The sequence below is a fragment of the Sphingopyxis sp. J-6 genome (assembly GCF_046603995.1).
Taxonomy (GTDB): domain Bacteria; phylum Pseudomonadota; class Alphaproteobacteria; order Sphingomonadales; family Sphingomonadaceae; genus Sphingopyxis.
The window spans coordinates 2,545,201-2,567,232 of sequence record NZ_CP145810.1 but is presented as its reverse complement, the minus strand read 5'-3'; the positions used below and the strand labels follow the sequence as shown (position 1 = coordinate 2,567,232).

The following is a 22,032-nucleotide window of genomic DNA, read 5'->3' as shown; positions in this document are numbered from 1 at the left end:
CTCATCCTTCCCCAATATCGCCTGTTGGATCGTCATAGGGGAAAGTTGGTTCATTGGTCAATATCGTTCGACGATTTTGCCCAATGCTTATTGACATCAGGGCGCGCTTCGGTCACCTAGCGGACAAAGAAACGACGTCAGGGGATGAGGATTGGCCAAGCTGCCTATCGACAATGCACTTCATGTGAAGCCGCCGGCATCGCCGCTGGTCGAGGCGACGCTGGGGCTGGTGCAGCAACTGGTGCGCCACCGGTTTCGCGAATCGGGGCGGGACTGGGACGCCTTCACCATGGCTGGCGCCGACGACCTGCTGACCAAGGAGGATTTTGCGGCGATCGAGGCGCGGTTGCTGGCGAGCGGGCACCGCTTCGACTGGTCGGCCAGCATTTCGGTTGCCGAACGGCCCGAAGCCTATAAATCGGCCGGTGACGATGCCGCGACCGATGCCGGTTTCGCCCATCCCGATGCTCCGTCGGGCGAGGCCGATGCGCAGGGGCGGGCGCTGCGCGGGGTCGGCGACAATGTCGTCCAGCACGCCCGGAATATTAGCGGCACGGCGCGCTATATCCGCTCGAACGACCGCGTGCTCGCCTATCTCACCGACGGCGTGCCGCCGGGAACGATCGCGGTGATCGACGACAGCGGCGGGACGCTGACGGCGCCGATTATCGAACAGTTTGCGGGCGTCATTTGCGCCGGCGGAACGGTGCGCTCGCACCTCGGCATCCTGACCCGCGAATATAATATTCCGTGCCTGATGAACGCGAAGATCAGCGGCATCCGCGAAGGCGATACGGTGGTGATCGAGGCGAGCGCGCCCGCAAAGACCACCGAGGATTATCAGGACGGGGTCGAACGTGTCGGCCGCGTCTGGTTGCTGGAAGGAGAGGGGGCGTGAACGACCGCGACCTGGCGCTGCACGGCGCCGCGATCAAGCGCCACGCGCCCGCCAAGGCGATCGGCGAGCTGGTTGGCCTGAGCGAAGAGTGCGCGGCCGCGTTGCTGGCCGAAGCCGTCGCGACCGGCCGCGCGATCGAGGCGAAGGGTGCCTATGCGCTGACCCCGCTCGCGGGGGTGGCGTTGCAGTCGCGCTATGGCCTGCATTTCCAGCATTTGCGCGACGATGCGGGGTTTCGTTCGGCCTATGACGGGTTCGAACGGATCAACCGGACGCTGAAGCAGATCATCACCGACTGGCAGACGCTCGACGTCGGCGGGCAGAAGGTCGCGAATGATCATCGCGACAAGGATTATGACGCGAAGATCGTCGACCGGCTCGGCGCGCTGCACGAACAGGCGGAACCGATCCTGGCGGGTCTTGCGCGCGGATTGCCGCGGCTGAAGATTTATGGCGACAAGTTGATCGCAGCGCTCGAGGCGGCCGAGGACGGCGATATCGGATGGGTCAGCGATATCCGCCGCGACTCCTACCACACCGTCTGGTTCGAATTGCACGAAGAGCTGCTGCGCATCATGGGCACGGAGCGCGACGAATGAGCGGCTGGACGATCAAGCTCGACGGGAGCGACCTGCCGACGAAGGAAGCGGCGGGCGGCAAGGCGTGGTCAATCGCGCGGATGCGCGGGCTCGGCCTGCCCGTGCCGCCGGCGTTCGTGATCGGGACGAAGGCATGCCTCGCCTTTCTCGAGAGCGGCGATTTTCCGGCCGGGCTGGCGGAGGAAATCGACGCCGGGCTGGCGTGGCTGGAAAGCGAAACCGGTCGCAGCTTCGGCGCGGGCGAGAAGCGTCTGTTGCTCTCGGTGCGGTCGGGCGCGGCTATCTCGATGCCCGGGATGATGGACACGGTGCTCAACCTCGGCATCGACGACGCGGGCGAAGCGGCGCTGGCGGCGGAAACGGGGCTCGCCGGCTTCGCGCGCGATACGCATCGGCGCTTCCTCGAACTTTATGCCTCGATCGTGCTCAAGGCGCCGGTCGAACTCGCAGGCGATGCCCCGCCCGGAGACTGGCGCGGCACAGTCGAAGCGGCGGGCGGGCCGGTACCCGCGAATGTCCGCGACCAGTTGCTCGCGACGGTGCGCGCGGTGTTCGAAAGCTGGAACACCCGCCGCGCCCGGCGCTACCGCGAGCATAACGACATCCCGCACGACCTCGGCACCGCGGTAACGATCCAGGCGATGGTGTTCGGCAATCTCGACGAGCGGAGCGGCACCGGGGTGCTGTTCAGCCGCAACCCGCTGACCGGCGAGGCCGAACCCTATGGCGAATATCTGCCGCGGGCGCAGGGTGAGGATGTCGTGTCGGGGAAATTCACCCCGCTGCCGCTCGATGCCATGGCGACGGCCGAGCCCGAGGCGCATGCCGCGCTGCTCGCCGCGAGCGACCGGCTCGAACGCGAGCATGGCGACGTGCAGGATATCGAATTCACCGTCCAGTCGGGGCAGCTCTACCTGCTCCAGTCGCGCGCCGCGAAACGCGCGCCGGCGGCGGCGGTGCGCTTTGCGGTGGACATGGTTGCCGAGGGTCGCATCGACCCCGCCACCGCGCTGTCGCGGGTGAGCGCCGAACAGGTGCGGACATTGCTGTTGCCGCGGCTCAGCGACGGCGCGACCGATGGTGCGGCGGTGCTTGCGACGGGCGAGGGGGCTTGCCCGGGCGCCGCGACCGGCGTGCTGGTCGCCGACGCCGATGAGGCCGAACGCCGCGCCGCGGCGGGCGAGGATGTGATCCTCGTGCGCAAGACGACGAGCCCTGACGACGTCCATGGCATGATCGCGGCGCGCGCGGTGGTGACCGAGCAAGGCGGGTCGACCTCGCACGCCGCGGTGGTCAGCCGCGCGCTCGGGCGGCCGTGCGTCGTCGGGGTCGGCGACGGCGCCGTCGCGAAATCGGGAACGGTGGTGACGGTCGATGGCGCGGGCGGGCTGGTGTACGCTGGCACGCTTGCGACCGAAGCGCCGAACGAACAGGCCGACGCCCGGCTCCGCCAGCTTATCGAATGGGCGCGCGCGGCAAGCCCCGTTGCGGTGATCGATTTCGCGGCCGGGCCCGAAGGGTTCGATGTCGACCGCGCGCTGGCGGCCGGCGATGCCGAGGCGCTGGCGGGGGCGATCGGCGGCGCCAGCGTCGTGCGCGGCCATGCGCTCGCCAACGACGAGATTGCACGGATCGCGCGCGGCGCGGGGGCGACGACGATCGTTACCGAACCGGTGCTGCCGGTCTTGCTGACGATGATCGGGGATGCGGCATGAGTTCGACGATCGAGGAAGTTCGCGCGCTGCTCGCCAGCTTTACCGCCTCGCCGTGGCGCGACCTGCATTTCCGCAGCGGCGGCTGGTCGTTGTTCATGGCGAAGGCCGATGGCGGCGCCAATCCCATGCTGGCGCGCGCCGGGCAGGCGGTTGCTGCAGCCGTTGCAGCGCTGCGCGACGTCACGGCGCCGCATCTCGGCATCTTCTCCGCGCGTGTCGCGCCGGGGGCAGAGGTCGAAGCGGGGACGGTGATCGGGCAGGTCGACAAGCTCGGCGAGGCGACCGACATCGTCAGTGAGACCGCGGGCCGCGTCGCGGCAATCCTGCCGAGCGACGGCGATCTGGTCGAATATGGCGCGCCACTGGTGCGGATCGAAAGCGCCTGAAGCTTTTGCTCGACCTGGAATTTAACATTGCGGGCGAAGCGAAGCAAGCTCCAGCCATCGAAACTCAAGGGCGACGGCTGGAGATTGCTTCGCTTCGCTCGCAATGACGGGGTAATTTACCCCGCCGTCATCGCGCGCTTTTCGAGCAGCGCTACATAAGCGGGCAACACACCGGCAAAAGCCTGAAAACGAGGATCGGCAATACGGCCGCTGTTGAACAGGAAAGCGCCGACCGAGATGATCGCCGCCACCTTGGCCTGCCCCAGCACCGCATAGCGCGCGACATCGACGGCGGTGCGGCCGGTGCCCTTTTCCCACTCGGCGATCATCCGCTCGGCGGACCACCAGCCGGGCAGGGAAAAGCCCGCGTCGGCGAGCGAGGCCTCGCCCTGATCGTGGAACATCAGCACATAGCCGAGATCGAGCAAAGGCTCCGAAATCTCGGCCATCTCCCAGTCGAGCAGCGCGGTCAGCCGTCCCTCGTGCCACAGGCAATTGCCATGCTTCGGGTCGCCGTGCACCGGGGTCGGCGCGCCGCTGGTGCGCGGCGGGCGCTTCGCCAGATCCTCGAGGATATCGACCAGCACGGGCATCGATTCCGCGCCGCGCGCGACGTCGAGCCAGTGCTGCGCCTCCTGCTGCACCGTCCGTTCGCCCGGCGGCATCGCGGCGGCGGGCATGTTGTGCAGCGCAAGCAGGGCATCGAACCACTGGCGGCAGACGCTTTCGGCACCGGCGTCCGGATCGGCGGCGAGCCAGTCGGGAACCGCATATTCGAACGCCTCGCCCGGTACCTGTCCCATCAGGAAAAATTCGTCGCCGAGGACGGACGGGTCGGTGCAGAGTTCGAGAACGGGCGGCAGCGGGACACCGGGCGCGGAATTTGCGACCGCCGACAGGACGGCGTGCTGCCGCGCCATGTCATAGGGCGGCAGCAGGCCTTCCTCCGACGGCGGCATGCGCAGCACCTCGCCGATGCCGTCGACCAGATAGGTCTCGTTCGAATGCCCCGCCGACAGCGTGGTCACCCCGGTGATCCCGGCGCCGCGCGGCAGGTAATCGCGCAGGCCGGCGGCGAGCTGGTCGGTGTCGCGCGCCATCGGATCAGACGATCGAATTGGCGGCGGTCAGTCCCATTTCGGGATGCGCGCCGTGGATGATCGTTTCCATGATGCCGTAGCCGACCGCGTCGCCCTGCCGCACCCGGATCGGGCAGTCGCGGAGCTGGCGGATGCGCTTCAGCGTCTCGACGTCCATCGTGTCGGGGAAATATTCGCCCTCGATCGTCAGCGGGCCATGCCAGCTGCCGTGCTTGCGGCCGTCGAAGCCCAGATAGAGGCCGGGGCCGAGGTGGACGCCGGCGGTGCCCATCACTTCGACCTCGACGCTGTGGGTACCGCCCTGCAGCATGTCGAAATGGACCGTGCCGCCAAGCAGGCGCCGGGTCTTGTCGTCATAGCGCAGCTCGGGGCGCACGCGCGCGACCTTTTCCTGCGTGCCGTCGGGCAGGTTGCGATAGCCCGACGAGTAGAAGATGTGGCCCTGTTTCGACATGTGATAGAAATGGAAGGAGGAGCGCTCGCCGTTCGGGCTTTCGAGCATGAAGGGGCTCCAAACGAGCACGAACTCGCCTTCGCCGAACTTGACGTCGCCGAAATCGGACGAGGGGCGGACGTCGGCATTGTGCGCGCCGACGTCGAGCCGGGTTCCCCAGCTATGGTCGCGATATTCGGTCCATTCTTCGGGATTGACCTCGAAGCGTTCGCCCTCGATCTCGACCCAGCCCGACGGCACCCCGATCTGGTGATAGCGCACGACGTCGGAGCCGACGCGGAAGCCGTCGCGTTCGCGCTGCTTGTGGCGATCCTCGAAGAAGGGCGGCATTTCGGCGGTGAAGACGATGTCGTAGCTGATCGGCTGCGCGTCGTTTTTGGCGAGCGCATAGCGGACCTTGCGTAGCGGTTCGATGATCTCGTAGGTCAGCGGGCCGACCTGGGTGATCGAGGGATCGTCGCGCAGTTCGCGGTTGGCGCGCACCGTCCATTGCTCCGACCCGCGCGATACCGCCGCCCAGCCGTCGAGGACGCCGCGATTATGATAGCGGCCGAGCCCGAAATCGATCCCCATCGTCCCGTCCTTGCGGACGATCGCCGACCAGATCTTCTCGGTCCAGCTCTGTTCGGAGGTCGAAACGGTCGAGAAGGTATCGACAATCTGGTGGTTCAGAACCTCGTCGAGCGCGGTGATATAGCCGATGTCGCTCATCGCGTTGCGGACATAGGGGGTGTTGGGATTGTAACCGGACATCGTCGCTCTCCTGGGTGGGTTTAGGCTGCGGCCAGTTCGCTGACCTGCAGGATGGGGGTGACATTGGTGTAATTGGGGATGTCGGCGAACAGCGCCGCGCCTTCGGCGGCGATGCCGGCGTCGAAAGCGGCGCGCGACGTGAAATGCATCTCGCTGACCGCCCAGAAGGGCGGCGGCGATCCGTCGAGCGCGGCGGTGCCGATGGTGGTGCGAATGGCGGTCAGCCCGTGCGGCGCCAGCAGCGCCTGCGCGGTCCTTGCATGCGACCTTTGGTAATAGCCGGCGTCGAACCGGCTACCCGGCTCGTTCGGATAAATGGCTGTGATGCACAGCATGACCCACCTCTCCCGCGGCGCGCGATTCGTCGCGGCTCGTTGAGAAGGAGCTAAACGTGTCGGACGATTTCGTCCAGTGATTTTAATAGACGCATTGCGGGCGCGTGTGGCTGTTAGACGTAAAAATCCCTAGATTTCCAACGATGGGAAGGCGTGAGACGGCAGTTCGTGGATCGTTTTTCGCGTGCCATCGAAGTGTTTTTTGACCGCGCGATCGGCTCCGGCGGGGTCATTTTCGACGATCGCCTTGGTGATTTTTGCATAGCCCGAGGCGTGCAGCATCCGCTGTCGTTCGGTCTGGATCGTCTCGACCTGCGCGCGGAACAGGTCGGTGCGGCTGAGCGGCATCGCGCGCGCGAGTTCCATATTGCCGCCGATGTCGATCATCGCGTCATAGAATTGCCGGCGGCGATCGAGGTAGAGCCCGCGATTGCGCTCCCTCGTCGCGGTGTCGATGTTCGCGGCGGCGGCCAGCATGCGGCGGCGCTGCGCCTCGGTGCCGCAATTTTCGGCGGCGAGTCGCGCGCCCAAGCGCGCCAGCGGTTCGAGCGTGTCGAGCAGGTCGAGCACCGATTTGCGGTCGAGGGTGCTGATATAGGCGCCGCGAAATCGGTTGAGGGTGACGATCCCGGCGGCGGCGAGGTGCTTGAGTGCTTCGCGCAACGACCCCCGGCTGATGCCGAGCCTGCGCGTCAGATCGGGTTCCAGCAGGTGCTGTCCGGGCACGAAAGACCCCGACCTTATGCCCTGCAAGATCGATTCCGAAACGCGGTCGGCGGCGCTGGCGACCGATCCGTCGCTTGCCGTCTTTGCCTCCGTCGCCTCGTCCGCCGCCGCACTTTTTCGCGCCGTTTTCATATTTGTCGCCATTTCGGTTCCTGCCCCTGATTGCCCCGCATGTAACTTATGCGGCGCCCGGCGTCCATCATCTGTCTTCGAAACCGTCTTACGCTGTCATCACACGAAATCGTCGAACGATATTGACGGATGTCCGTCAATGTGAAATGAAGACGTCCGGCGGGGCGTCCTCGCCGGGAGACGGACTCGCGAAAATGCGGGCCGCAACGGGAGGAGAGGATCGATGGGTTCCATGCGTGTCGCCATTTCAATCGGCTGTTCGATGCTGGCATTGGGGGCTGCGCCGGCCGCCGCTTACGGCCAGGAAGCGGGTCCGGCCGCGCCCGCGGCGAGCGGGTTCGACGGCAACGAGATCATCGTCACCGCGAACAAGCGCGAGGAATCGATCAATCGCGTCGGCCTGACGATCAAGGCGGTCGGCGCAGACGACCTCAGCGAGCGCCAGATCACCTCCGCCGCCGATATTGCGCAGGCGGTCCCCGGCCTCAGCTATACCAACAGCGCCAACAACACGCCGGTCTTCACCTTGCGCGGCGTCGGCTTCTACGACACCTCGCTCGGCTCCTATCCCACCGCGAGCGTCTATCTCGACCAGGTGCCGCTGCCGTTCCCGGTCCTGACCACCCTGACCGCGTTCGACCTCGAGCGCATCGAAGTGCTGAAAGGGCCGCAGGGCACCCTGTTCGGGCAGAATTCCACCGGCGGTGCGATCAACTATATCGCCGCCAAGCCCACCGCCGATTTCGAGGCGGGGGTCGAGGCGAGCTATGGCCGCTTCAATCATTTCATCGGCAATGCCTATATCAGCGGTCCGCTGAGCGAGACGCTCCGCGCCCGTGTCGCCATTCGCGGCGCGCGCAGCGGGCCCTGGCAGAAAAGCTATACCCGCGACGACGAAAACGGCCGCGTCCGCGAACTCGCGGGCCGCTTCCTGCTCGACTGGGAACCGAGCGACACCATGAGCTTCCAGCTCAACATCAACGGCTGGCAGGACAAGAGCGACCCGCTTGCGGTGCAATATCTCGCCTTCAACGAACAGGCGGTGTCGAACACCCAGATCGTCCGCGATTATCCGCGCTCGCCGCTGACGTCGCGGGCCGCCGACTGGTCGACCGACAACGGCATGTTCATCAACCGCAAGTTCGCGCAGGCTTCGCTGCGCGGCGATATCGAACTGGGCGGCGGGCTGACGCTGACTTCGATCTCCGCCTACAGCCGGTTCAACCAGCGCGGCGCCCTCGATCAGGACGGGATGAACCTGCAGGATATCGACCTGCGCGCCTTTGCCGGGCGCATCCGGAGCCTGTCGCAGGAATTGCGGATCGCCAACGACCCCGCCAGTCGCGTCCGCTTCATCGTCGGCGGCAATTACAGCCGCGACAAGGTCTATTACATCGAAAACCTGCTCTATGGGGACTCGTCGGCCTTTTACAATTTCGGGATCACGACCAGCGAGAATTACAGCGACCAGCGGATGCGCAACCTTGCCGCTTTCGGCAATGTCGAGTTCGACATCGGCGACAAGCTGACCGTCAAGGGCGGCATCCGCTATACCGACGCGCGGCGCAGCGCGACCATCTGTAACCGCGATGGCGGCGACGGCCTGACCTCGGCGCTGTTTACCTTCTTCTCGCGCCTGCTGTCGGGCGACCCGACCCGGCCGGCGCTGGGCCCGACCGACTGTTTCGTGCTCGACGAGAATTTCTTCAACGGGCCGGAGTTCAAGAGCCAGCTCAACGAGGACAATATCTCGTGGCGCGCGGGCGTCGATTTCAAGCCGTCGAGCGACCTGCTGCTCTATGCCAACGTGTCCAAGGGGTACAAGGCGGGGACCTTCGGCAACATCAACGCCTCGTCAACCGCGCAGTTCACGCCGGCGGTCCAGGAATCGATCCTCAATTACGAAGGCGGTTTCAAGGCGCAGTTCGCCGATCGCCGCGTGTCGCTGAACGGTGCGGTCTTCTATATGGACTATCGCAACAAGCAGCTGCGCTCGAAACTGATCGACGGCACCTTCGGCATTCTCGATGCGATCATCAATATCCCGAAATCGCATCTTCAGGGGTTCGAGCTGGAACTGCAGGCACGGCCGACGCAGGGGCTGAGCGTCGGGGCGGCGCTGACCTATGTCGACTCCGAAATCGATCGCTACACCGGCGTCAATGCCGGCGGCGTTACCGCCGACTTCGCGGGCACGCGGGTGCCCTTCACGCCGAAGTGGCAGGCCGCGACGAACATGCGCGCCGACATTCCGCTCAGCAGCGGGCTGAACCTGTTCGGCGGCGTCCAGCTCACCTATCGCAGCGCGACCAACGCGATAGTCGGCGAAACGCCGCTGTACAAGATCGACGATTATGCGCTGCTCGACCTGCAACTGGGGATCGAGGAACCCGACGGTCGCTGGAAAGCGACGCTGTGGGGCAAGAATGTCACCGGCACCTATTACTGGACCAACGTCGTTGCGGGACAGGACACTGTCGTCCGTTATGCGGCAAAGCCGGCGACCTATGGCGTGACGCTCGGTTATCGCTTCTGACGGTTCGTCGCGGCGGACGCAAAGGGGAGGCCGGGTTCCCTTTGCGTCCGTCGTCTGCCAGCCTGTGGACTCCTGTCGCGCGGTCATGGTAGGACGAAATCGTTCAAAGAAGCTTTGAACGGGACGACGCGGCAAAAGCCGCGCGTGAAGGGAGAGGAGCGAGGAAACATGCTGGTTTCACGCGATATTGCGGCCCGGGCCGACCAGATGATCGCATCGTGCGGTCTCGACAGTCTGTCGATCTTCTTTTCGGCGCAGTCACAGGGCGCGACCGACCTGACCTATTTGTTCCACCATGGCGTCTCCGAAGAGGCGCAGCATGCGTACAAGGACGGCCGGGTGTTCGAGGAAGACCCCTTCACACGGGTGATCGATCGCACCGACCGTTGCGGCCGGATGATCCGCTGGGGCGAGGACCGGCTCGACCGCGTCGCCGACGGTGCGACCGAATATCGCCAGTTCATCAACTGCCATTCGGTCGATGTCGTCGGTGCCTGGGTGCAGCAGGTGCTGCCCGATTTCTACCTGCTGATCGGCGCGCATTGCCACCCGGACGGGCATCGCAAATCGGACGTCGCGCACGGGTTGCTCGAACGGGAAAGCGCGGCGATTTCGCAGATGGTGGTCAGCCAGTTGTTCGAGGATATCCTGGTGGGCGCCGGGGGCCGCGGCACGTTGCAGGCCGCGCTCTCCGACAGCGGACCCGCCGCCGGCGGTGTCGCGGCGAAACTGTCGTCGCGCGAGTTGCAGATCGCCCAGCTTATCGGTGCGGGAAAGCAGAACAAGCAGGTCGCCTTTATCGCCGGCATCTCCGAATTCACCGTCGAAAACCACCTCCGGCGTATCTACCGCAAGCTCGATGTCCATAATCGCGCGGCGATGACGGCCAAGATTTTCGGCGGGCATTGAGGGCAATAGCGGGTTTCCGTCACTGGCGATGACGCGCGCCGGACCATAGCCTCTTCCCATGATCCGCAGCGCCTTTCGGGAACGCGGACGATTGGGAATGGAAGTCTATGAAGGCCATGGTCCTCGATGGCGGCACGCTCGCCCTGACCGATATCGCCGAGCCGGTGCCCGGCGCCGGGCAATTGCTCACCCGGCCGCTGGTGTGCGGCGTGTGCGGCAGCGACCTGCATGCCAAGGATCATAGCGATCATCTGTGCAACCTGCTCCACCGCGCGGGTTTCCGCGGCTTTATGGACCCCGCGAAGCCCGTCGTGATGGGGCATGAATATTGTTGCGAAGTGCTGGAAAACAGCGGCGGTTTTGCACGCGGCCAGCGCGTCGTCGCGCAGCCGTTCATCGCCGGACCCGACGGCGTCGAACTGATCGGCTATTCGAACCGCTTCAATGGGGCCTTCGCCGAACAGATGCTGCTCCAGGCCGATGCGGCCTTCGCGGTGCCCGATCATGTGCCGACCGATATCGCGGCGCTGACCGAACCGCTGTCGGTCGCCGTCCACGCGGTCGCCGAAAGCGGCGCCAATGCGAACGCAGCCTTTGCTGTCTTCGGTTGCGGCCCGGTGGGCTTGTTCGTGATCAGGCGGCTGAAGGCGCTCGGCTTCGGGCCGGTGCTGGCGATCGAACCCAATGCGGCGCGGCGCGAGATGGCGGCGCGGTTGGGTGCCGACGCCGTGCTCGCGCCCGGCGATGCGGCGGGCGAGGGGTGGTGGAACGACCTTGGCCTGCCGCTCGGCCTGTCGGACGCGATGGCGCAGGCGCCCGAGCTGAAGAAGCGCGAGCGGGCGATCCTGTTCGACTGCGTTGGTAAGCCCGGGATGCTGATGGCGATCGGCGCCGCGGCGCCGGTGGGCGCGACGATCACCGTCGTTGGCACGTGCATGGAAACCGACCCGATCGAGCCTGCCTTCTTCCTGCAAAAGGCGCTGCAACTGCGCTTTGTCTTTGCCTATTCGCCCGCCGATTTTGCCGACGCCTTCGCGATGATTTCGGCCGATCCCGACAGCCTCGCGCCGATGGTCACCGGGTCGGTCGGCCTCGCCGATGTCGATCGCGCCTTTGCGTCGCTGTCGGGGGGCGGGTCCGACATCAAGCTGATGGTGACACCGACATGAAAGCGCTGACCGAAGCCGATATGACCGCCTATCTCGCGGCGCGTTTTCCCGACTGGCAGGATGTCCGGATCGACGGGCTGCACCGGCTGCCGCTCGGCGCTTCGCGCGAGACCTACCGGTTCGATCTGTCCTATCGCGACGGCGCCGGGGCGCACAGCGACCGGCTGATCCTCCGCCGCGACCCGCCGGTCAGCAATGTCGATAGTGACCGCCACCACGAATATAGTTCGTACCGCGCGATCCATGGCCATGGCATTCCGGTGCCGCGGATGATCCTGCTCGAGGAAGACCCCGGCCCGATGGGGGGAGCGATCTCGATCGCCGAGGATATGCGGGGGTATCACAACAGCGAATATCAGCTTCAGGAACCGGCGTGGCGGGACAAGCTGCCGTATATCGCCGAGCAGATGTGGGGCACGATGGGGCGCCTCGCCGCGGTGCCGGTCGAAAAACTCGATCTGGAGTTCATGGTCCCGGCGACGCCGGAGAGCACGGCGATGCAGGAGCTCGATTTCTGGGAAGCGACGCTCGACAAGAATGATGTCGGTCCCGAGCCGGTCACCCGCGCCGCGATCCGCTGGCTCCGCCGCAATCCGCCGCCGCCGGCGCAGAAGCTGGCGATGGTCCACGGCGATTTTCGCGCCGGCAACTTCCTCTACGACGACGGCGGCAATCTGATCGCGGTGCTCGACTGGGAAATGGCGCATCGCGGCGACCCCCTCGAGGATCTGGCGTGGAGCTTGGGACGCGTCTTTTCCTTCGGCAAGGACGAGCGGCGCAGCGGCATCGCGCCGCGCGAAGAGGCGATCCGTATCTGGGAGGCGGCGAGCGGGCTCACCGCCGATCCCGAGGCCTTGCACTGGTGGGAACTGCTCAATTGCGTGAAGGGGCAGGGCATCTGGAACAGCTGCGCCCACGCCTGGACGACGACGAGCGGCGAGCGCGAGGTGATCCACGCCTATGCCGCCTGGTGGCTGCGCAACGCGCAGGACCGCGCGATCCTCGAACTGATGGGGCATTTATGAAACCGTCGATCCCGGTCGCCGCGAGCGACCTTGCCGCGCGGTTGCGCGCCGAAATCGTCCCCGAACTCACCGGCTTTCGCGCCAACAATGTCGCGATGGGGTCGGCGATGATCGACATGATCGCCGAGGAATTCGACCGCGCCGCGGCGCGATTGTTTGAAGAGAATGACTCGGTGCGCGCGCTGTTGCAGCTTGGGGGCGTCGCGATGGCGGCGCCTGCGAAGCCCGACCTTCGCGTTTCGGCACTCGAAGCCGAGAATGACCGCTTGCGCGCGGCGCTCATCGACTTGCAGGCCGCGCTCGAAACCCGCGACGATGACGAAGCGCGCGCGCTCGACACCGACATCTGGCGCGAACTCGCGCGCTCGGTCGAGCGCCGCCGGATTGCCTCCGCCAATTTCTGACCCCTCCCCATATTGGAGATACACATGCTGACCGCCGCCGACGATTTCGCGATCCACCAGACGCCCGAGCCGATCGCCTATTCGGGCACCGACCGCAATTTCTATGACCGTTACTGGTTCAACGGTTACGAGCCCGACGGCTCGCTGTTCTTCCTGGCCGGCATGGGCATCTATCCGCACCTCAATATCATCGACTGCGGCATTTCGATCCAGGTCGACGGGGTGCAACATTGCCTGCGCGGCAGCCGCGTCCTGACCGACCGCATGGATACGTCGGTCGGCCCGATCCGCATCGAGGTGGTCGAACCGCTCCAGAAGCTCCGCATCGTCGTCGACGAACATGACGGCATCGCCGCCGACATCACGATCACCGGCCGGGCCTTTCCGATCGAGGAACCGCGCTTCATGCGCCGCGTCGGCACCAAGGGTTTCCTCGACTACACCCGCCTGACCCAGAACGGCCACTGGACCGGCTGGATCAGCATCGACGGCAAACGCATCGATTTGAGCCCGCTGTGCACCGGCACCCGCGACCGGTCGTGGGGCACGCGTCCGATCGGCATGTCGGACCCGCAGCCCAATCCGCTGGCGGGCGAGCAGGGCTATTTCTGGCAATGGACCCCGCTCAATTTCAAGGACAAGAGCTTCTTCTTCCACATCGCCGCCGAACCGAGCGGGCATGTGTGGAACAAAAGGTCGGTGCTCTGCCCCGACGGTACCGGCCCCGAATCCTTCCTCGAAACCGAAAATGCGGAGATGGAAACGGTTCTGGAACCCGGCACGCTGTGGCCGAAGAGCGGCGTGCTGACCGTCGATTACGGCACAGGTCCCTACCGGCTGGAGTTCGAGCCGTTTCACCGGATGCAGATGAAGGGCATCGGCTATTTCCACAGCGAATGGTTCCACGGCAATTACCATGGTGCGCTCCGCGTCGAGCGCGAGGATTTCGCGGTTGCCGATCTCGACCCGACAAAGCTTGAGAATTTGCACGTCCAGCGGCTGTCACGGGTCCGGATGACCGAGCCCGACGGCACGGTCGAGGAAACGATCGGCACGTTCGAACAGGCGATCCTTGGTGCTTATGCGCCGCTGGGCGTCGAGAGCGCGATGGACATCACGCGCTGGGACAAGGACTGATCCGATGGGAAAATTGAGCGGCAGGACGGCTATCGTCACCGGCGGCACCGACGGGATCGGCTACGCCATCGTCAGCCGGCTGCTCGACGACGGGGCGAAAGTGCTGTTCTGCGGCCGGACGCAGGCACGGGGCGACGAGGCGCTGCGGCGCCTCGCAAACCCGGACGCGCATTTCATGGCGACCGACGTGGGCGAAGAGGGCGACGTCGAGGCGCTGATCGCGCATGCGGTCGAACTGTTCGGCGGCCTCGACATCCTGGTCAACAATGCGGCGGTAGCCGCGGTGGCGCTGATCCCAGAACATAGCACCGAGGATTGGCGGCGCAGCAATGCGGTGAATTATGACTCGGTCTTCTTCTCCTCGCGCGCCGCGATCCCGCACCTGCGCAAGACGAAGGGCACGATCATCAACATCGCGTCGATTTCGGGACTGGGCGGCGAAGGTGCCTATCCATCCTATTCGGCCCAGAAGGGGGCGGTCATCCAGCTGACGCGGGCGATGGCGGTCTATCATGCGCGCGAGGGCGTGCGGATCAACGCCATCTGTCCGGGGTTCATCGAGACCCCGGCCACCGACGCGTTCAAGGCGTTGCCCGACCTGCTCGACCGCTGGATCAAGGAAATTCCCGCCCAGCGCCCGGGGCGGCCGGAGGAGATTGCGAACCTGACCGCCTTCCTCGCCTCCGACGAGGCAGGTTTCATGTTCGGGTCGATCGTCGTCGCCGACGGCGGCGTCAGCGCCGGTTCGGGTCAGCCGACGCAGGTTCCGCTCGGGTGACGGCCGGTCCGGTCGCGGTGGTCGAGGCGCTGGTGGCTGCGTTCAACCGCCGCGATGCCACGGCCATCGCCGGATTACTCGCCGACGATGTCGCGTGCGCGGGTATCCCGCTCGAACCGGCGCATGGCCGCGCGGCGACGATGGAGATGCTGGCGCCGTTTCTGGCGGCCGAGGCGATCGACTGGCGCATCCTCGCCATCGCGGCGAACGGCAACATCGTCTTCACCGAGCGCGACGATCGTTTCCGTTTTGCGGGAAAGGACTGGACGTCGGTGCGCGCTGCCGGGATTTTCGAAATCGACGGCAGCGGTCGTATCGTTGCCTGGCGTGACTATTTCGACCTTGCCGAGCTCGAACGCGCGATGCCCTGACGCCGGTCAGGCGGCGGTATAGCCGCCGTCGGCGATAAATTCCGAACCGGTGATGAAGGCCGCGGCGTCGCTGGCGAGGAACGCAATCAGCGGCGCGATGTCGTTGGCATCGCCGAGGCGTCCCATCGGAATGAGCTTCGTCCACGCGGCCAGCGCGGCCTCTGGGGTGAGGGGGTTGCCTTCGGCGTCGGTCGGCGGATCCCACGTCGCGCCAAGATTCGTCGCCACCGGACCCGGCAGCACGGCATTGACCCGGATGCCCGTTTCCGCGAGTTCGATCGCCACCGCCTTGCTGAGCCCGCGCACCGCACCCTTGGTCGCGCTATAGGCCGCGAACTGCGCGCCGCCGACCTTGCCATAGACCGAAGAGATGTTGACGATCGAGGTGGTTCCCGCGCCCGCGGCGATCGCGGCGCGCATCAGCGGCAACGCGCCCTGCATCCCCATGTAGATGCCCTCGACATTGATCGCCATCTGCCGCCGCAGAATGTCGATCCCGGCGTCGGCAAAGGGTTTGGACATCATGATGCCGGCGTTGTTGACGAGGATATCGAGCCGGCCGAATGCCGCGCCCGCCTGCCCGAACACCGCGTGCCATGCGTCGGCGCTGGTGACGTCATGCGTCGCTGTCAGTACGTCGCCGCCGAGCTCGGCGGCAAACGCCTCCAGCCCCGCGGTATCGATATCGGTCAGCAGCAACCGCGCGCCGAGGGCATGGAACAGCGTGGCGGTCTGGCGGCCGATGCCCGATGCGGCGCCAGTGATGACGGCGACCTTGCCGTCCAGGTTCAGGATTGTGCTCATTCGATTGTCCTAGATGTTCGATCCCGCATGGCGTTCGGTTCCGGCCAGCGCCGGCAGGAAGGGCAGGGCGCGGTCGCAATAGACCTCGATCGCGGGTTGGAGCCCGGCCGGGTCGTCGAGCGTGCCTGCCTTGATCAGCATGATGCCCGGCATCGGTTCGATCGTCGACAGGATCGGCGATCCGCAGGCGGGGCAAAAGACGCGTGCGACCGGCCGGCCGCTGTCGCTGCTGTCGTGAAAGGTCCGGGTTTCGCCTTGCAGGTCGAAATCCGCTTCGGGCACCGCCGCGACGATCCCGAAGGCGCTGCCCGACTGGCGCTGGCAGTTGCGGCAATGACAAATGGCGGTGAGCAAAGGCGCACCGCCGAAACTGTAACGTACGCTGCCGCAGAGGCAGCCGCCGGTGGTGCGTTCGGATGTCGGCTTGTCGGTCGTCCTATTCATCGGTCGTTCTACGGGAACGGCAACCGGCGGGACCCGAAGATCCCGCCGGCCGCTCCCCTTTTTCCTAGAATTTGTAGCGTGCGGTCACGCCATACATGCGCGGCGGTGCGTGGAGGAGATAGTCGTATCCGAAGGCATCGCGCAGGTTGAGGCCGTACATGAAATATTTCTTGTTGAAGATATTGGTCGCCCAGAGGCGGACGGACAATTGCTCGCCTTCCCAGCCCAGTGTCGCGTCGGCGAGCACATGGCCGGGCGAATTGAGAAACTGGTTGCCTGCCTCGTTGTTGAACGGCGAGAAGAACTGCTTGCTGGTGTAGACGAGGTTTGGCGAGAAGACGACTTCGCCCGATCCGATCGAGCCGATCGTCCAGTCGGCCCCGGCGTTGATCGTCCATGTCGGCGCATTGGGCAGGTTGTTGCCGTCGAGATTGACCCCCGAAAGCGTCAATTTGTCATAGGTGGCGTCGAGCCAGGTCACCGAAAGGTTCGCGGTCAGCGACGAGACCGGCCGGATATTGAGTTCGGCCTCGACCCCCTTGATCGTCGAACCCGGCGCCGAGCGGATAAAACCGGTGGTGCCGATAACCTCGTTCAGCTGCTGGTTCTTGTATTTGGTCAGGAACGCTGCGGTGGTGAAGGTCGCCATCCCGTCGAACAACCGGGTCTTGGCGCCGATTTCATAGGCATCGACCTGTTCGGGCGGCACGAAATCGATCGGGTTGCCGCCGTAGAACTGGCTGGCGAACGACCCCGCACGATAGCCGCGGCTATAGTTGGCGTAGAGCATCGATCCGCTGTCGAAAGTGTAGTCGATGCCGACCTTGCCCGTGACGCGGCTGCTCTTGCGGCGCTTCGACGCTTCGGGGGTGATCACGCCGGTCGGCGAGATGCTGCCGTGGGTGAAGGTGATCGCCGCGGCGTCGGGATCGGTCGGATCGAAATCATAGGTGCCGAACGCCGGAGACGTCGTCGGATCGGCAAAGGCGGTCAGGAAGGAATAGGCATCATAATGATGGTTGCTGTCCTTCGTGTAGCGCACGCCGAGGGTGAAGCCGAAATGGTCGCCGATGTCCTGGTCAAGCTGTGCGAAGGCGGCGTAGCTGTTCCGTTCCTGCCGGTAGTGCTGGTAGAAATAGAGCGTGCTGACGAGGCGATATTTGTCGACGTTGTTGATGCTGTCCCAGCCGTAATAGACGCCGGCCTGCACATTGGTGCTGTCACCGCTGTAGGCCAGCTTCACTTCCTGGTTGAACTGCTTATAAACATCGCCGTAATTGGTCTGCAGGAAGCCGACGACGGGCGTGCCCGACCCTTCCTGCGACAGCGCCTGCTTCGACCAGTCATAGGCGGTCAGCGTTTGGAGCGAGAGGCTGTCGGTCAGTTCGTAATTGATGTTGAACTGGACGCCCGCATTCTTGACGTCGTTGAAGCCGAGGTCGGGCTGGTTGGTCTCGAAGAAGCTGAGGTTGTCGTTCGAGCGGAAATAGGTCGAGGTACCGGTGCCGTCATTGCGGTGGAAGGCGGCGGCCTGCGTCGGCTTGCCCTTGCTGCCCGTGAACTTCAGCATCATGTCCAGCTTTTCGCTGGGCCTGGCGCGGATGATCAGGCGGCCGGCGATCGAATCCTTGGAATTGGCGTCGGGCTGGCCGGGGAAGATGTTCTTCACATAGCCGTCGGCCTCGACATAATTGACCGCAGCGCGAAAGCCGAGAACGTCGTCGATCAGCGTGCCTTCGATCGCGCCCTGGCCGCGGACCTCGTTGAAGCGGCCATAGCCTGCCTCGACATAACCGCGCGCGCCCGGCTCGAGGTTCGGCTTGTTCGAGATGAAGTTGATCGCGCCGCCGGTGGTGTTGCGGCCGTAGAGCGTGCCCTGCGGCCCGCGCAGCGCCTCGACGCGTTCGAGGTCGTAGAGCTGGAGGCCGTGCATCGTGCGGGCGCTGAGGTAATTGTCGTCGGTATAGACGCCAACCGGCGACACCTGGTTGGCGCCATATTCGTTGCCCACCCCGATGCCGCGCATCGTGAAATTGGGCTGCGCCTCGCCGAACGCGCTTGTCACCTGGAGCGAGGGAACCGAGCCGCTGAGATCGAAGCTCGACGTGATCCCCTGTCGCGTCAGGTCTTCGGTGTTGAGCGCCGAGACGGCGACCGGGACCTTCATCAGCGATTCCGAGCGGCGCTGCGCGGTGACGACGATATCGACGATGCCGCCCGAAGCTTCGGTTTCGGCGGGCGTCTCACCGCCGCTGTCCTGCGCCCATGCCGGCGTCGAGGCCAGCGCGGTCGCGCCGAGCAGGGCAGCCGAAAATACGCGAAATGCTGTCATAAGGTCCTCCATCCCATCGATTCTGTCACCGCAGCTTCGTGGCCGCGGGTCTTGTTTCCTGTGTCCCACCCACACCCATGTCCTGTCCAATCGAGACTGTTCGCCGATCCATTGGGAAAAGGCATGGAAAGCCTGCTATTATCTGCCTCTCTCTAGCCAGGATCGCGCGGCGGATAGCGTGACTGATTTCCGTCATCCATCGGTGACGGACGCTGCTCCCTCGCAGCGATAGCGGATCGGCAAGCGTTTGAGCCCCGACACGAAATTGGCTTTCACCCATGCCGGCTCGCCGGCGAGCTCGATGGCGTCGATGCGCGCGAGCAGCTCGGCGAAGAGAATCCGGATTTCCATCTTGGCGAGGAACTGGCCGAGGCAGACGTGCGGGCCATAGCCGAAGGCGAGCTGGCGGTTGGGTTTGCGGTCGATGCGAAATGCCATCGGATCGTCGAACACCGCTTCGTCGCGGTTCGCCGAGGGGTAGCACATCATCAGGCTGTCGCCGGCCTTCACCGCCTGTCCGCCGACCTCGCAATCCGCCACTGCGGTGCGGAAGAAATGTTTTACCGGTGTCGTCCAGCGGATGAACTCGTCGACCGCTTGGGGCATCAGATCGGGGTTGGCGCGCAGCTTCGCCATCTGGTCGGGATTGCGGATCAGCGCCAGCAGGCCGCCGGAGATCGCCGAACTGGTGGTGTCGTGCCCCGCCGCCGCGATGATCAGGAAATAGGCGTTGCGTTCGGCCTCGCCGATCGGCGCGCCGTCGATAGTCGCGGTCGACAGCAACGTCGCGACGTCGTCCTGCGGGTTCACCAGCCGGTCGGCGACGACGCGGCCGAAATAGTCGTTGAACGCGGCAAAGGCCTCGAGCATCGATGCCATGCCTTCGCCGCCGCCCGTGTCGGCATCGCTGCCGCCGAACACTTTCTGGGACAGTTCGAGCATCAAGGGCTCGTCCTCGCGCGGCACGCCGAGGACGATCATGATCGTGCGCAGCGGATACCAGGCGGCGATTTCCTTCGCAAAGTCGCAGGTGCTGCCCATCGCGACCATGCGGTCGACGGTTTCGCGGGCCAGTTCGGTGATCTTCTCCTCGAGCGCGCGGACGCTTTTGGCGCCGAACCAGTCGGCGGTCAGCGCGCGATAGGCCTTGTGATCGGGGTTATCCATCGCGACGAGGTTGCGCGCGAAATTGCTTTCGCCGGTCTGCTCTTCCATCATCCTCTGGTCGTCGATGGTGACGAGGAACTGGCGCGGCTCGTTGCGGAAATTCGCCGCATCCAGTTCGACCCGCATGATGTCGGCGTGCCGGGTCACCGCCCAGAAGGGGTGATATTGCGCCGGCGTGCACCAGTGTACCGGATCGGCGCTGCGCAGCGCGGCGAAGGTCCGGTGATACAGCGCCTCGTCAGCGTAGGTTGCCGGATCGGTGATGATCTCGTCGATATTGTCCGCGAGCATAGGGGCCACGTTGGTTCTCCTCTCCGGCGCCTTGGTAGGGAGCCGGGGCGGGGCGCGTCCAATCGGGTTTCGCGGTGAATCGATAGACCCCGCCAATCGATCTGCTATGCTCGGCGGCAATTGCCGACAGAGCGATTGGGTTAGAGGATATGCAGCATCTCGATCTCAAGCTGCTGCGCAGCTTTGCCGCGGTTGCCCGCGAAAGCTCGGTCACCCGGGCGGCCGAGCGGCTGCACCTGACCCAGCCGACGGTGTCGGGACAGATCAAGGAACTCGAACAGATATTGGGGTTCGTGCTGTTCCACCGCACCTCGCGCAGCGTGACGCTCAGCGAACAGGGGGCGCGGCTGCTGCCCAAGGTCGAGGCGTTGCTGGAAGGCGCCGAAGAGGTGCGCCGCGACGCCGAGGAAATGCAGCATGCGACGACAACGCAATTCCGGCTGGGCGCGGCGATGTACACGATGGACTTCACCGATCGCATCGACCTGCTCGACGCCTTTGCCGCGGCGCGTCCCGAAATCCGGCACACAATCGACAACCGTTTGCAGTCGGACCAGATCCGCGACCTGCTGACCGACCGGCTCGACGCCGCGCTGCTGCTCGGAATCGCGACCGACACGCCGGCGAGTGAATTCACCCGCGACGTGCCCTTCGGCCATATCGTCAACGAGGTGCAGTATCCCGATGCCCTCGAACGCGTCGTGCTGTGTCGCCGCAAGATCGGGCTGCTGGTTCCGGAAGAGAGCGAACTCGCGGCGATGGACGTGATCCCCGGCGCCGCGCTCGCCGGACGCCGGGTCGCGATGCTGAGCGGCGAGCATGGCGACGCCTTTATCAACCCGATGGTCAGTTTCATGCTGTCGCACGGCGCGATCCCGCTCGCACCGTCCGAAGGCAATGCGCTGGCGATCGAACGCTATGCGCTGCGCAGCGGCAATTGCTGCATCGGTATCGGCTGGTTTCCGACCCCGGCCGGGCTGGTGTTGCGGCCGGTCGAGGGCATGAATTTCTTCATGGATTTTTCGGTCGTGCTGGGCACCGCACCGAACAAGGCGGCGCGGCGCTTCTTCGAGTTTGCCGAGCGGTGGCAAGCCGGGCGCGAGGCGGCGGGCGAAAGCGTCGAGCGATTGCCGATCGCTTCCTTCGGCTGATCAAGCGGCAAGGTCGAACGTTGCGTTGACGTGCGCGCTGTCGCTATATTCGCGCACCTCGCATATGGCGTCGCCGCGAAAGTGGAACAGGAAGATATAGCGATTGTCATAGATGCGGCCGTTGGTCAGCCGCGCCGCCGATGTCGCCTCGATCATGACGCTGTCGTCCTGCGCCATGATCAGGCCGGTCGTGATGGCGATGCCGCTTTCGGTTTGTATGTGCAGCGTGGCGAGGAGCGCGGCAAACTCCGCCACCGGCAGGTCGAGCCCGCCGTTCCACCACCAGCGTGCGTCGGACGTGAACGGATCGAGCGGGACTGTCCCGGTGCCGATCGCAGCCAATATGGCGAGCGCGTGCTGCGTGCGGTCGTTGGTCATGGCTTTCCTCTCCCGGCGAGCGCGTCATCTTCCCGCGG

General features: G+C 65.1%; 22 protein-coding genes. 13 read left to right on the top strand and 9 right to left on the bottom strand.

Annotated elements, in window-relative coordinates:
• Nucleotides 1–151: 151 nt before the first annotated feature.
• From V6U71_RS12350 to V6U71_RS12335, 4 genes are read left to right on the top strand one after another with little or no spacing between them, the layout of a single operon-like run.
• Nucleotides 152–898, top strand: coding sequence for a PEP-utilizing enzyme (locus tag V6U71_RS12350; protein ID WP_411338748.1), 747 nt, complete (start codon nt 152–154; stop codon nt 896–898).
• Nucleotides 895–1,497 (top strand): hypothetical protein, encoded by a 603-nt coding sequence (locus V6U71_RS12345; protein WP_411338747.1) that lies wholly within the window; start codon nt 895–897, stop codon nt 1,495–1,497. The genes V6U71_RS12350 and V6U71_RS12345 overlap by 4 nt, the downstream gene beginning before the upstream one ends.
• A complete protein-coding gene (locus V6U71_RS12340; protein ID WP_411338746.1) occupies nt 1,494–3,212 on the top strand; it encodes a pyruvate, phosphate dikinase in 1,719 nt (572 codons plus the stop codon). The genes V6U71_RS12345 and V6U71_RS12340 overlap by 4 nt, the downstream gene beginning before the upstream one ends.
• Nucleotides 3,209–3,598 carry an acetyl-CoA carboxylase biotin carboxyl carrier protein subunit gene (locus V6U71_RS12335; protein WP_411338745.1) on the top strand — a complete coding sequence of 130 codons (390 nt, stop codon included), beginning with the start codon at nt 3,209–3,211 and terminating at the stop codon, nt 3,596–3,598. Before V6U71_RS12340 ends, V6U71_RS12335 begins: the two co-directional genes overlap by 4 nt.
• A gap of 116 nt (nt 3,599–3,714) precedes the next feature.
• Here the strand turns inward: V6U71_RS12335 and V6U71_RS12330 are convergent, their stop codons facing one another.
• From V6U71_RS12330 to V6U71_RS12315, 4 genes are all read right to left on the bottom strand, one after another.
• Entirely contained in the window at nt 3,715–4,698 is a 984-nt protein-coding gene (locus V6U71_RS12330) for a phosphotransferase family protein (protein WP_411338744.1), read from the bottom strand.
• A gap of 4 nt (nt 4,699–4,702) precedes the next feature.
• The gene (locus V6U71_RS12325; RefSeq protein WP_411338743.1) at nt 4,703–5,905 is read right to left on the bottom strand and encodes a hypothetical protein; all 1,203 of its coding nucleotides are present in this window, start codon (nt 5,903–5,905) and stop codon (nt 4,703–4,705) included.
• 20 nt (nt 5,906–5,925) lie between these two features.
• Nucleotides 5,926–6,240: an EthD family reductase gene (locus tag V6U71_RS12320; RefSeq protein ID WP_411338742.1), complete on the bottom strand. Its 315-nt coding sequence runs from the start codon at nt 6,238–6,240 to the stop codon at nt 5,926–5,928.
• 129 nt (nt 6,241–6,369) lie between these two features.
• Nucleotides 6,370–7,098: a GntR family transcriptional regulator gene (locus V6U71_RS12315; RefSeq protein WP_411338741.1), complete on the bottom strand. Its 729-nt coding sequence runs from the start codon at nt 7,096–7,098 to the stop codon at nt 6,370–6,372.
• Between the two features lie 223 nt (nt 7,099–7,321).
• Here V6U71_RS12315 and V6U71_RS12310 point away from each other — a divergent pair, with 223 nt between their 5' ends.
• The 8 genes from V6U71_RS12310 to V6U71_RS12275 all read left to right on the top strand — a co-directional run bounded on the left by V6U71_RS12310 (nt 7,322) and on the right by V6U71_RS12275 (nt 15,427).
• Nucleotides 7,322–9,634 carry a TonB-dependent receptor gene (locus V6U71_RS12310; RefSeq protein ID WP_411338740.1) on the top strand — a complete coding sequence of 771 codons (2,313 nt, stop codon included), beginning with the start codon at nt 7,322–7,324 and terminating at the stop codon, nt 9,632–9,634.
• 168 nt (nt 9,635–9,802) lie between these two features.
• Complete coding sequence (locus V6U71_RS12305; protein ID WP_411338739.1) at nt 9,803–10,543, top strand: helix-turn-helix transcriptional regulator; 741 nt, start codon at nt 9,803–9,805, stop codon at nt 10,541–10,543.
• Nucleotides 10,544–10,650: 107 nt separating this feature from the next.
• Nucleotides 10,651–11,712 carry a zinc-binding dehydrogenase gene (locus V6U71_RS12300; RefSeq protein ID WP_411338738.1) on the top strand — a complete coding sequence of 354 codons (1,062 nt, stop codon included), beginning with the start codon at nt 10,651–10,653 and terminating at the stop codon, nt 11,710–11,712.
• Nucleotides 11,709–12,737, top strand: coding sequence for a phosphotransferase family protein (locus V6U71_RS12295; protein ID WP_411338737.1), 1,029 nt, complete (start codon nt 11,709–11,711; stop codon nt 12,735–12,737). The genes V6U71_RS12300 and V6U71_RS12295 overlap by 4 nt, the downstream gene beginning before the upstream one ends.
• On the top strand, nt 12,734–13,141 hold the full coding sequence (locus V6U71_RS12290; RefSeq protein ID WP_411338736.1) for a hypothetical protein: 408 nt from the start codon (nt 12,734–12,736) through the stop codon (nt 13,139–13,141). The genes V6U71_RS12295 and V6U71_RS12290 overlap by 4 nt, the downstream gene beginning before the upstream one ends.
• A gap of 24 nt (nt 13,142–13,165) precedes the next feature.
• Nucleotides 13,166–14,278 carry a hypothetical protein gene (locus tag V6U71_RS12285; protein WP_054588185.1) on the top strand — a complete coding sequence of 371 codons (1,113 nt, stop codon included), beginning with the start codon at nt 13,166–13,168 and terminating at the stop codon, nt 14,276–14,278.
• A 4-nt stretch (nt 14,279–14,282) separates the two neighbouring features.
• The gene (locus V6U71_RS12280; RefSeq protein ID WP_411338735.1) at nt 14,283–15,056 is read left to right on the top strand and encodes an SDR family NAD(P)-dependent oxidoreductase; all 774 of its coding nucleotides are present in this window, start codon (nt 14,283–14,285) and stop codon (nt 15,054–15,056) included.
• Entirely contained in the window at nt 15,053–15,427 is a 375-nt protein-coding gene (locus V6U71_RS12275) for a limonene-1,2-epoxide hydrolase family protein (protein ID WP_411338734.1), read from the top strand. Before V6U71_RS12280 ends, V6U71_RS12275 begins: the two co-directional genes overlap by 4 nt.
• Nucleotides 15,428–15,433: 6 nt before the next feature.
• Here V6U71_RS12275 and V6U71_RS12270 read toward each other — a convergent pair whose 3' ends face one another.
• The 4 genes from V6U71_RS12270 to V6U71_RS12255 all read right to left on the bottom strand — a co-directional run bounded on the left by V6U71_RS12270 (nt 15,434) and on the right by V6U71_RS12255 (nt 20,465).
• Nucleotides 15,434–16,231: an SDR family NAD(P)-dependent oxidoreductase gene (locus tag V6U71_RS12270; protein WP_411338733.1), complete on the bottom strand. Its 798-nt coding sequence runs from the start codon at nt 16,229–16,231 to the stop codon at nt 15,434–15,436.
• Between the two features lie 9 nt (nt 16,232–16,240).
• Nucleotides 16,241–16,675 (bottom strand): GFA family protein, encoded by a 435-nt coding sequence (locus V6U71_RS12265; protein WP_411338732.1) that lies wholly within the window; start codon nt 16,673–16,675, stop codon nt 16,241–16,243.
• 64 nt (nt 16,676–16,739) lie between these two features.
• Nucleotides 16,740–19,007, bottom strand: coding sequence for a TonB-dependent receptor (locus V6U71_RS12260; protein ID WP_411338731.1), 2,268 nt, complete (start codon nt 19,005–19,007; stop codon nt 16,740–16,742).
• Between the two features lie 192 nt (nt 19,008–19,199).
• The gene (locus V6U71_RS12255; RefSeq protein ID WP_411342350.1) at nt 19,200–20,465 is read right to left on the bottom strand and encodes a cytochrome P450; all 1,266 of its coding nucleotides are present in this window, start codon (nt 20,463–20,465) and stop codon (nt 19,200–19,202) included.
• A gap of 149 nt (nt 20,466–20,614) precedes the next feature.
• On the opposite strand from V6U71_RS12255, the gene V6U71_RS12250 reads away from it, so the two are divergent.
• Entirely contained in the window at nt 20,615–21,616 is a 1,002-nt protein-coding gene (locus V6U71_RS12250) for a LysR family transcriptional regulator (RefSeq protein ID WP_411338730.1), read from the top strand.
• On the opposite strand, the gene V6U71_RS12245 is transcribed toward V6U71_RS12250, so the two are convergent.
• Nucleotides 21,617–21,994, bottom strand: coding sequence for a nuclear transport factor 2 family protein (locus tag V6U71_RS12245; protein WP_411338729.1), 378 nt, complete (start codon nt 21,992–21,994; stop codon nt 21,617–21,619).
• Nucleotides 21,995–22,032: the final 38 nt, after the last annotated feature.

Excerpts from the sequence above, each read along its gene's own strand:
- V6U71_RS12340 (WP_411338746.1), top strand. The coding sequence starts at position 1,494 with ATGAGCGGCTGGACGATCAAGCTCGACGGGAGCGACCTGCCGACGAAG.
- V6U71_RS12335 (WP_411338745.1), top strand. The coding sequence starts at position 3,209 with ATGAGTTCGACGATCGAGGAAGTTCGCGCGCTGCTCGCCAGCTTTACC.
- V6U71_RS12330 (WP_411338744.1), bottom strand. The coding sequence starts at position 4,698 with ATGGCGCGCGACACCGACCAGCTCGCCGCCGGCCTGCGCGATTACCTG.
- V6U71_RS12325 (WP_411338743.1), bottom strand. The coding sequence starts at position 5,905 with ATGTCCGGTTACAATCCCAACACCCCCTATGTCCGCAACGCGATGAGC.
- V6U71_RS12320 (WP_411338742.1), bottom strand. The coding sequence starts at position 6,240 with ATGCTGTGCATCACAGCCATTTATCCGAACGAGCCGGGTAGCCGGTTC.
- V6U71_RS12315 (WP_411338741.1), bottom strand. The coding sequence starts at position 7,098 with ATGAAAACGGCGCGAAAAAGTGCGGCGGCGGACGAGGCGACGGAGGCA.
- V6U71_RS12310 (WP_411338740.1), top strand. The coding sequence starts at position 7,322 with ATGGGTTCCATGCGTGTCGCCATTTCAATCGGCTGTTCGATGCTGGCA.
- V6U71_RS12305 (WP_411338739.1), top strand. The coding sequence starts at position 9,803 with ATGCTGGTTTCACGCGATATTGCGGCCCGGGCCGACCAGATGATCGCA.
- V6U71_RS12300 (WP_411338738.1), top strand. The coding sequence starts at position 10,651 with ATGAAGGCCATGGTCCTCGATGGCGGCACGCTCGCCCTGACCGATATC.
- V6U71_RS12295 (WP_411338737.1), top strand. The coding sequence starts at position 11,709 with ATGAAAGCGCTGACCGAAGCCGATATGACCGCCTATCTCGCGGCGCGT.
- V6U71_RS12290 (WP_411338736.1), top strand. The coding sequence starts at position 12,734 with ATGAAACCGTCGATCCCGGTCGCCGCGAGCGACCTTGCCGCGCGGTTG.
- V6U71_RS12285 (WP_054588185.1), top strand. The coding sequence starts at position 13,166 with ATGCTGACCGCCGCCGACGATTTCGCGATCCACCAGACGCCCGAGCCG.
- V6U71_RS12280 (WP_411338735.1), top strand. The coding sequence starts at position 14,283 with ATGGGAAAATTGAGCGGCAGGACGGCTATCGTCACCGGCGGCACCGAC.
- V6U71_RS12270 (WP_411338733.1), bottom strand. The coding sequence starts at position 16,231 with ATGAGCACAATCCTGAACCTGGACGGCAAGGTCGCCGTCATCACTGGC.
- V6U71_RS12265 (WP_411338732.1), bottom strand. The coding sequence starts at position 16,675 with ATGAATAGGACGACCGACAAGCCGACATCCGAACGCACCACCGGCGGC.
- V6U71_RS12260 (WP_411338731.1), bottom strand. The coding sequence starts at position 19,007 with ATGACAGCATTTCGCGTATTTTCGGCTGCCCTGCTCGGCGCGACCGCG.
- V6U71_RS12255 (WP_411342350.1), bottom strand. The coding sequence starts at position 20,465 with ATGCTCGCGGACAATATCGACGAGATCATCACCGATCCGGCAACCTAC.
- V6U71_RS12250 (WP_411338730.1), top strand. The coding sequence starts at position 20,615 with ATGCAGCATCTCGATCTCAAGCTGCTGCGCAGCTTTGCCGCGGTTGCC.
- V6U71_RS12245 (WP_411338729.1), bottom strand. The coding sequence starts at position 21,994 with ATGACCAACGACCGCACGCAGCACGCGCTCGCCATATTGGCTGCGATC.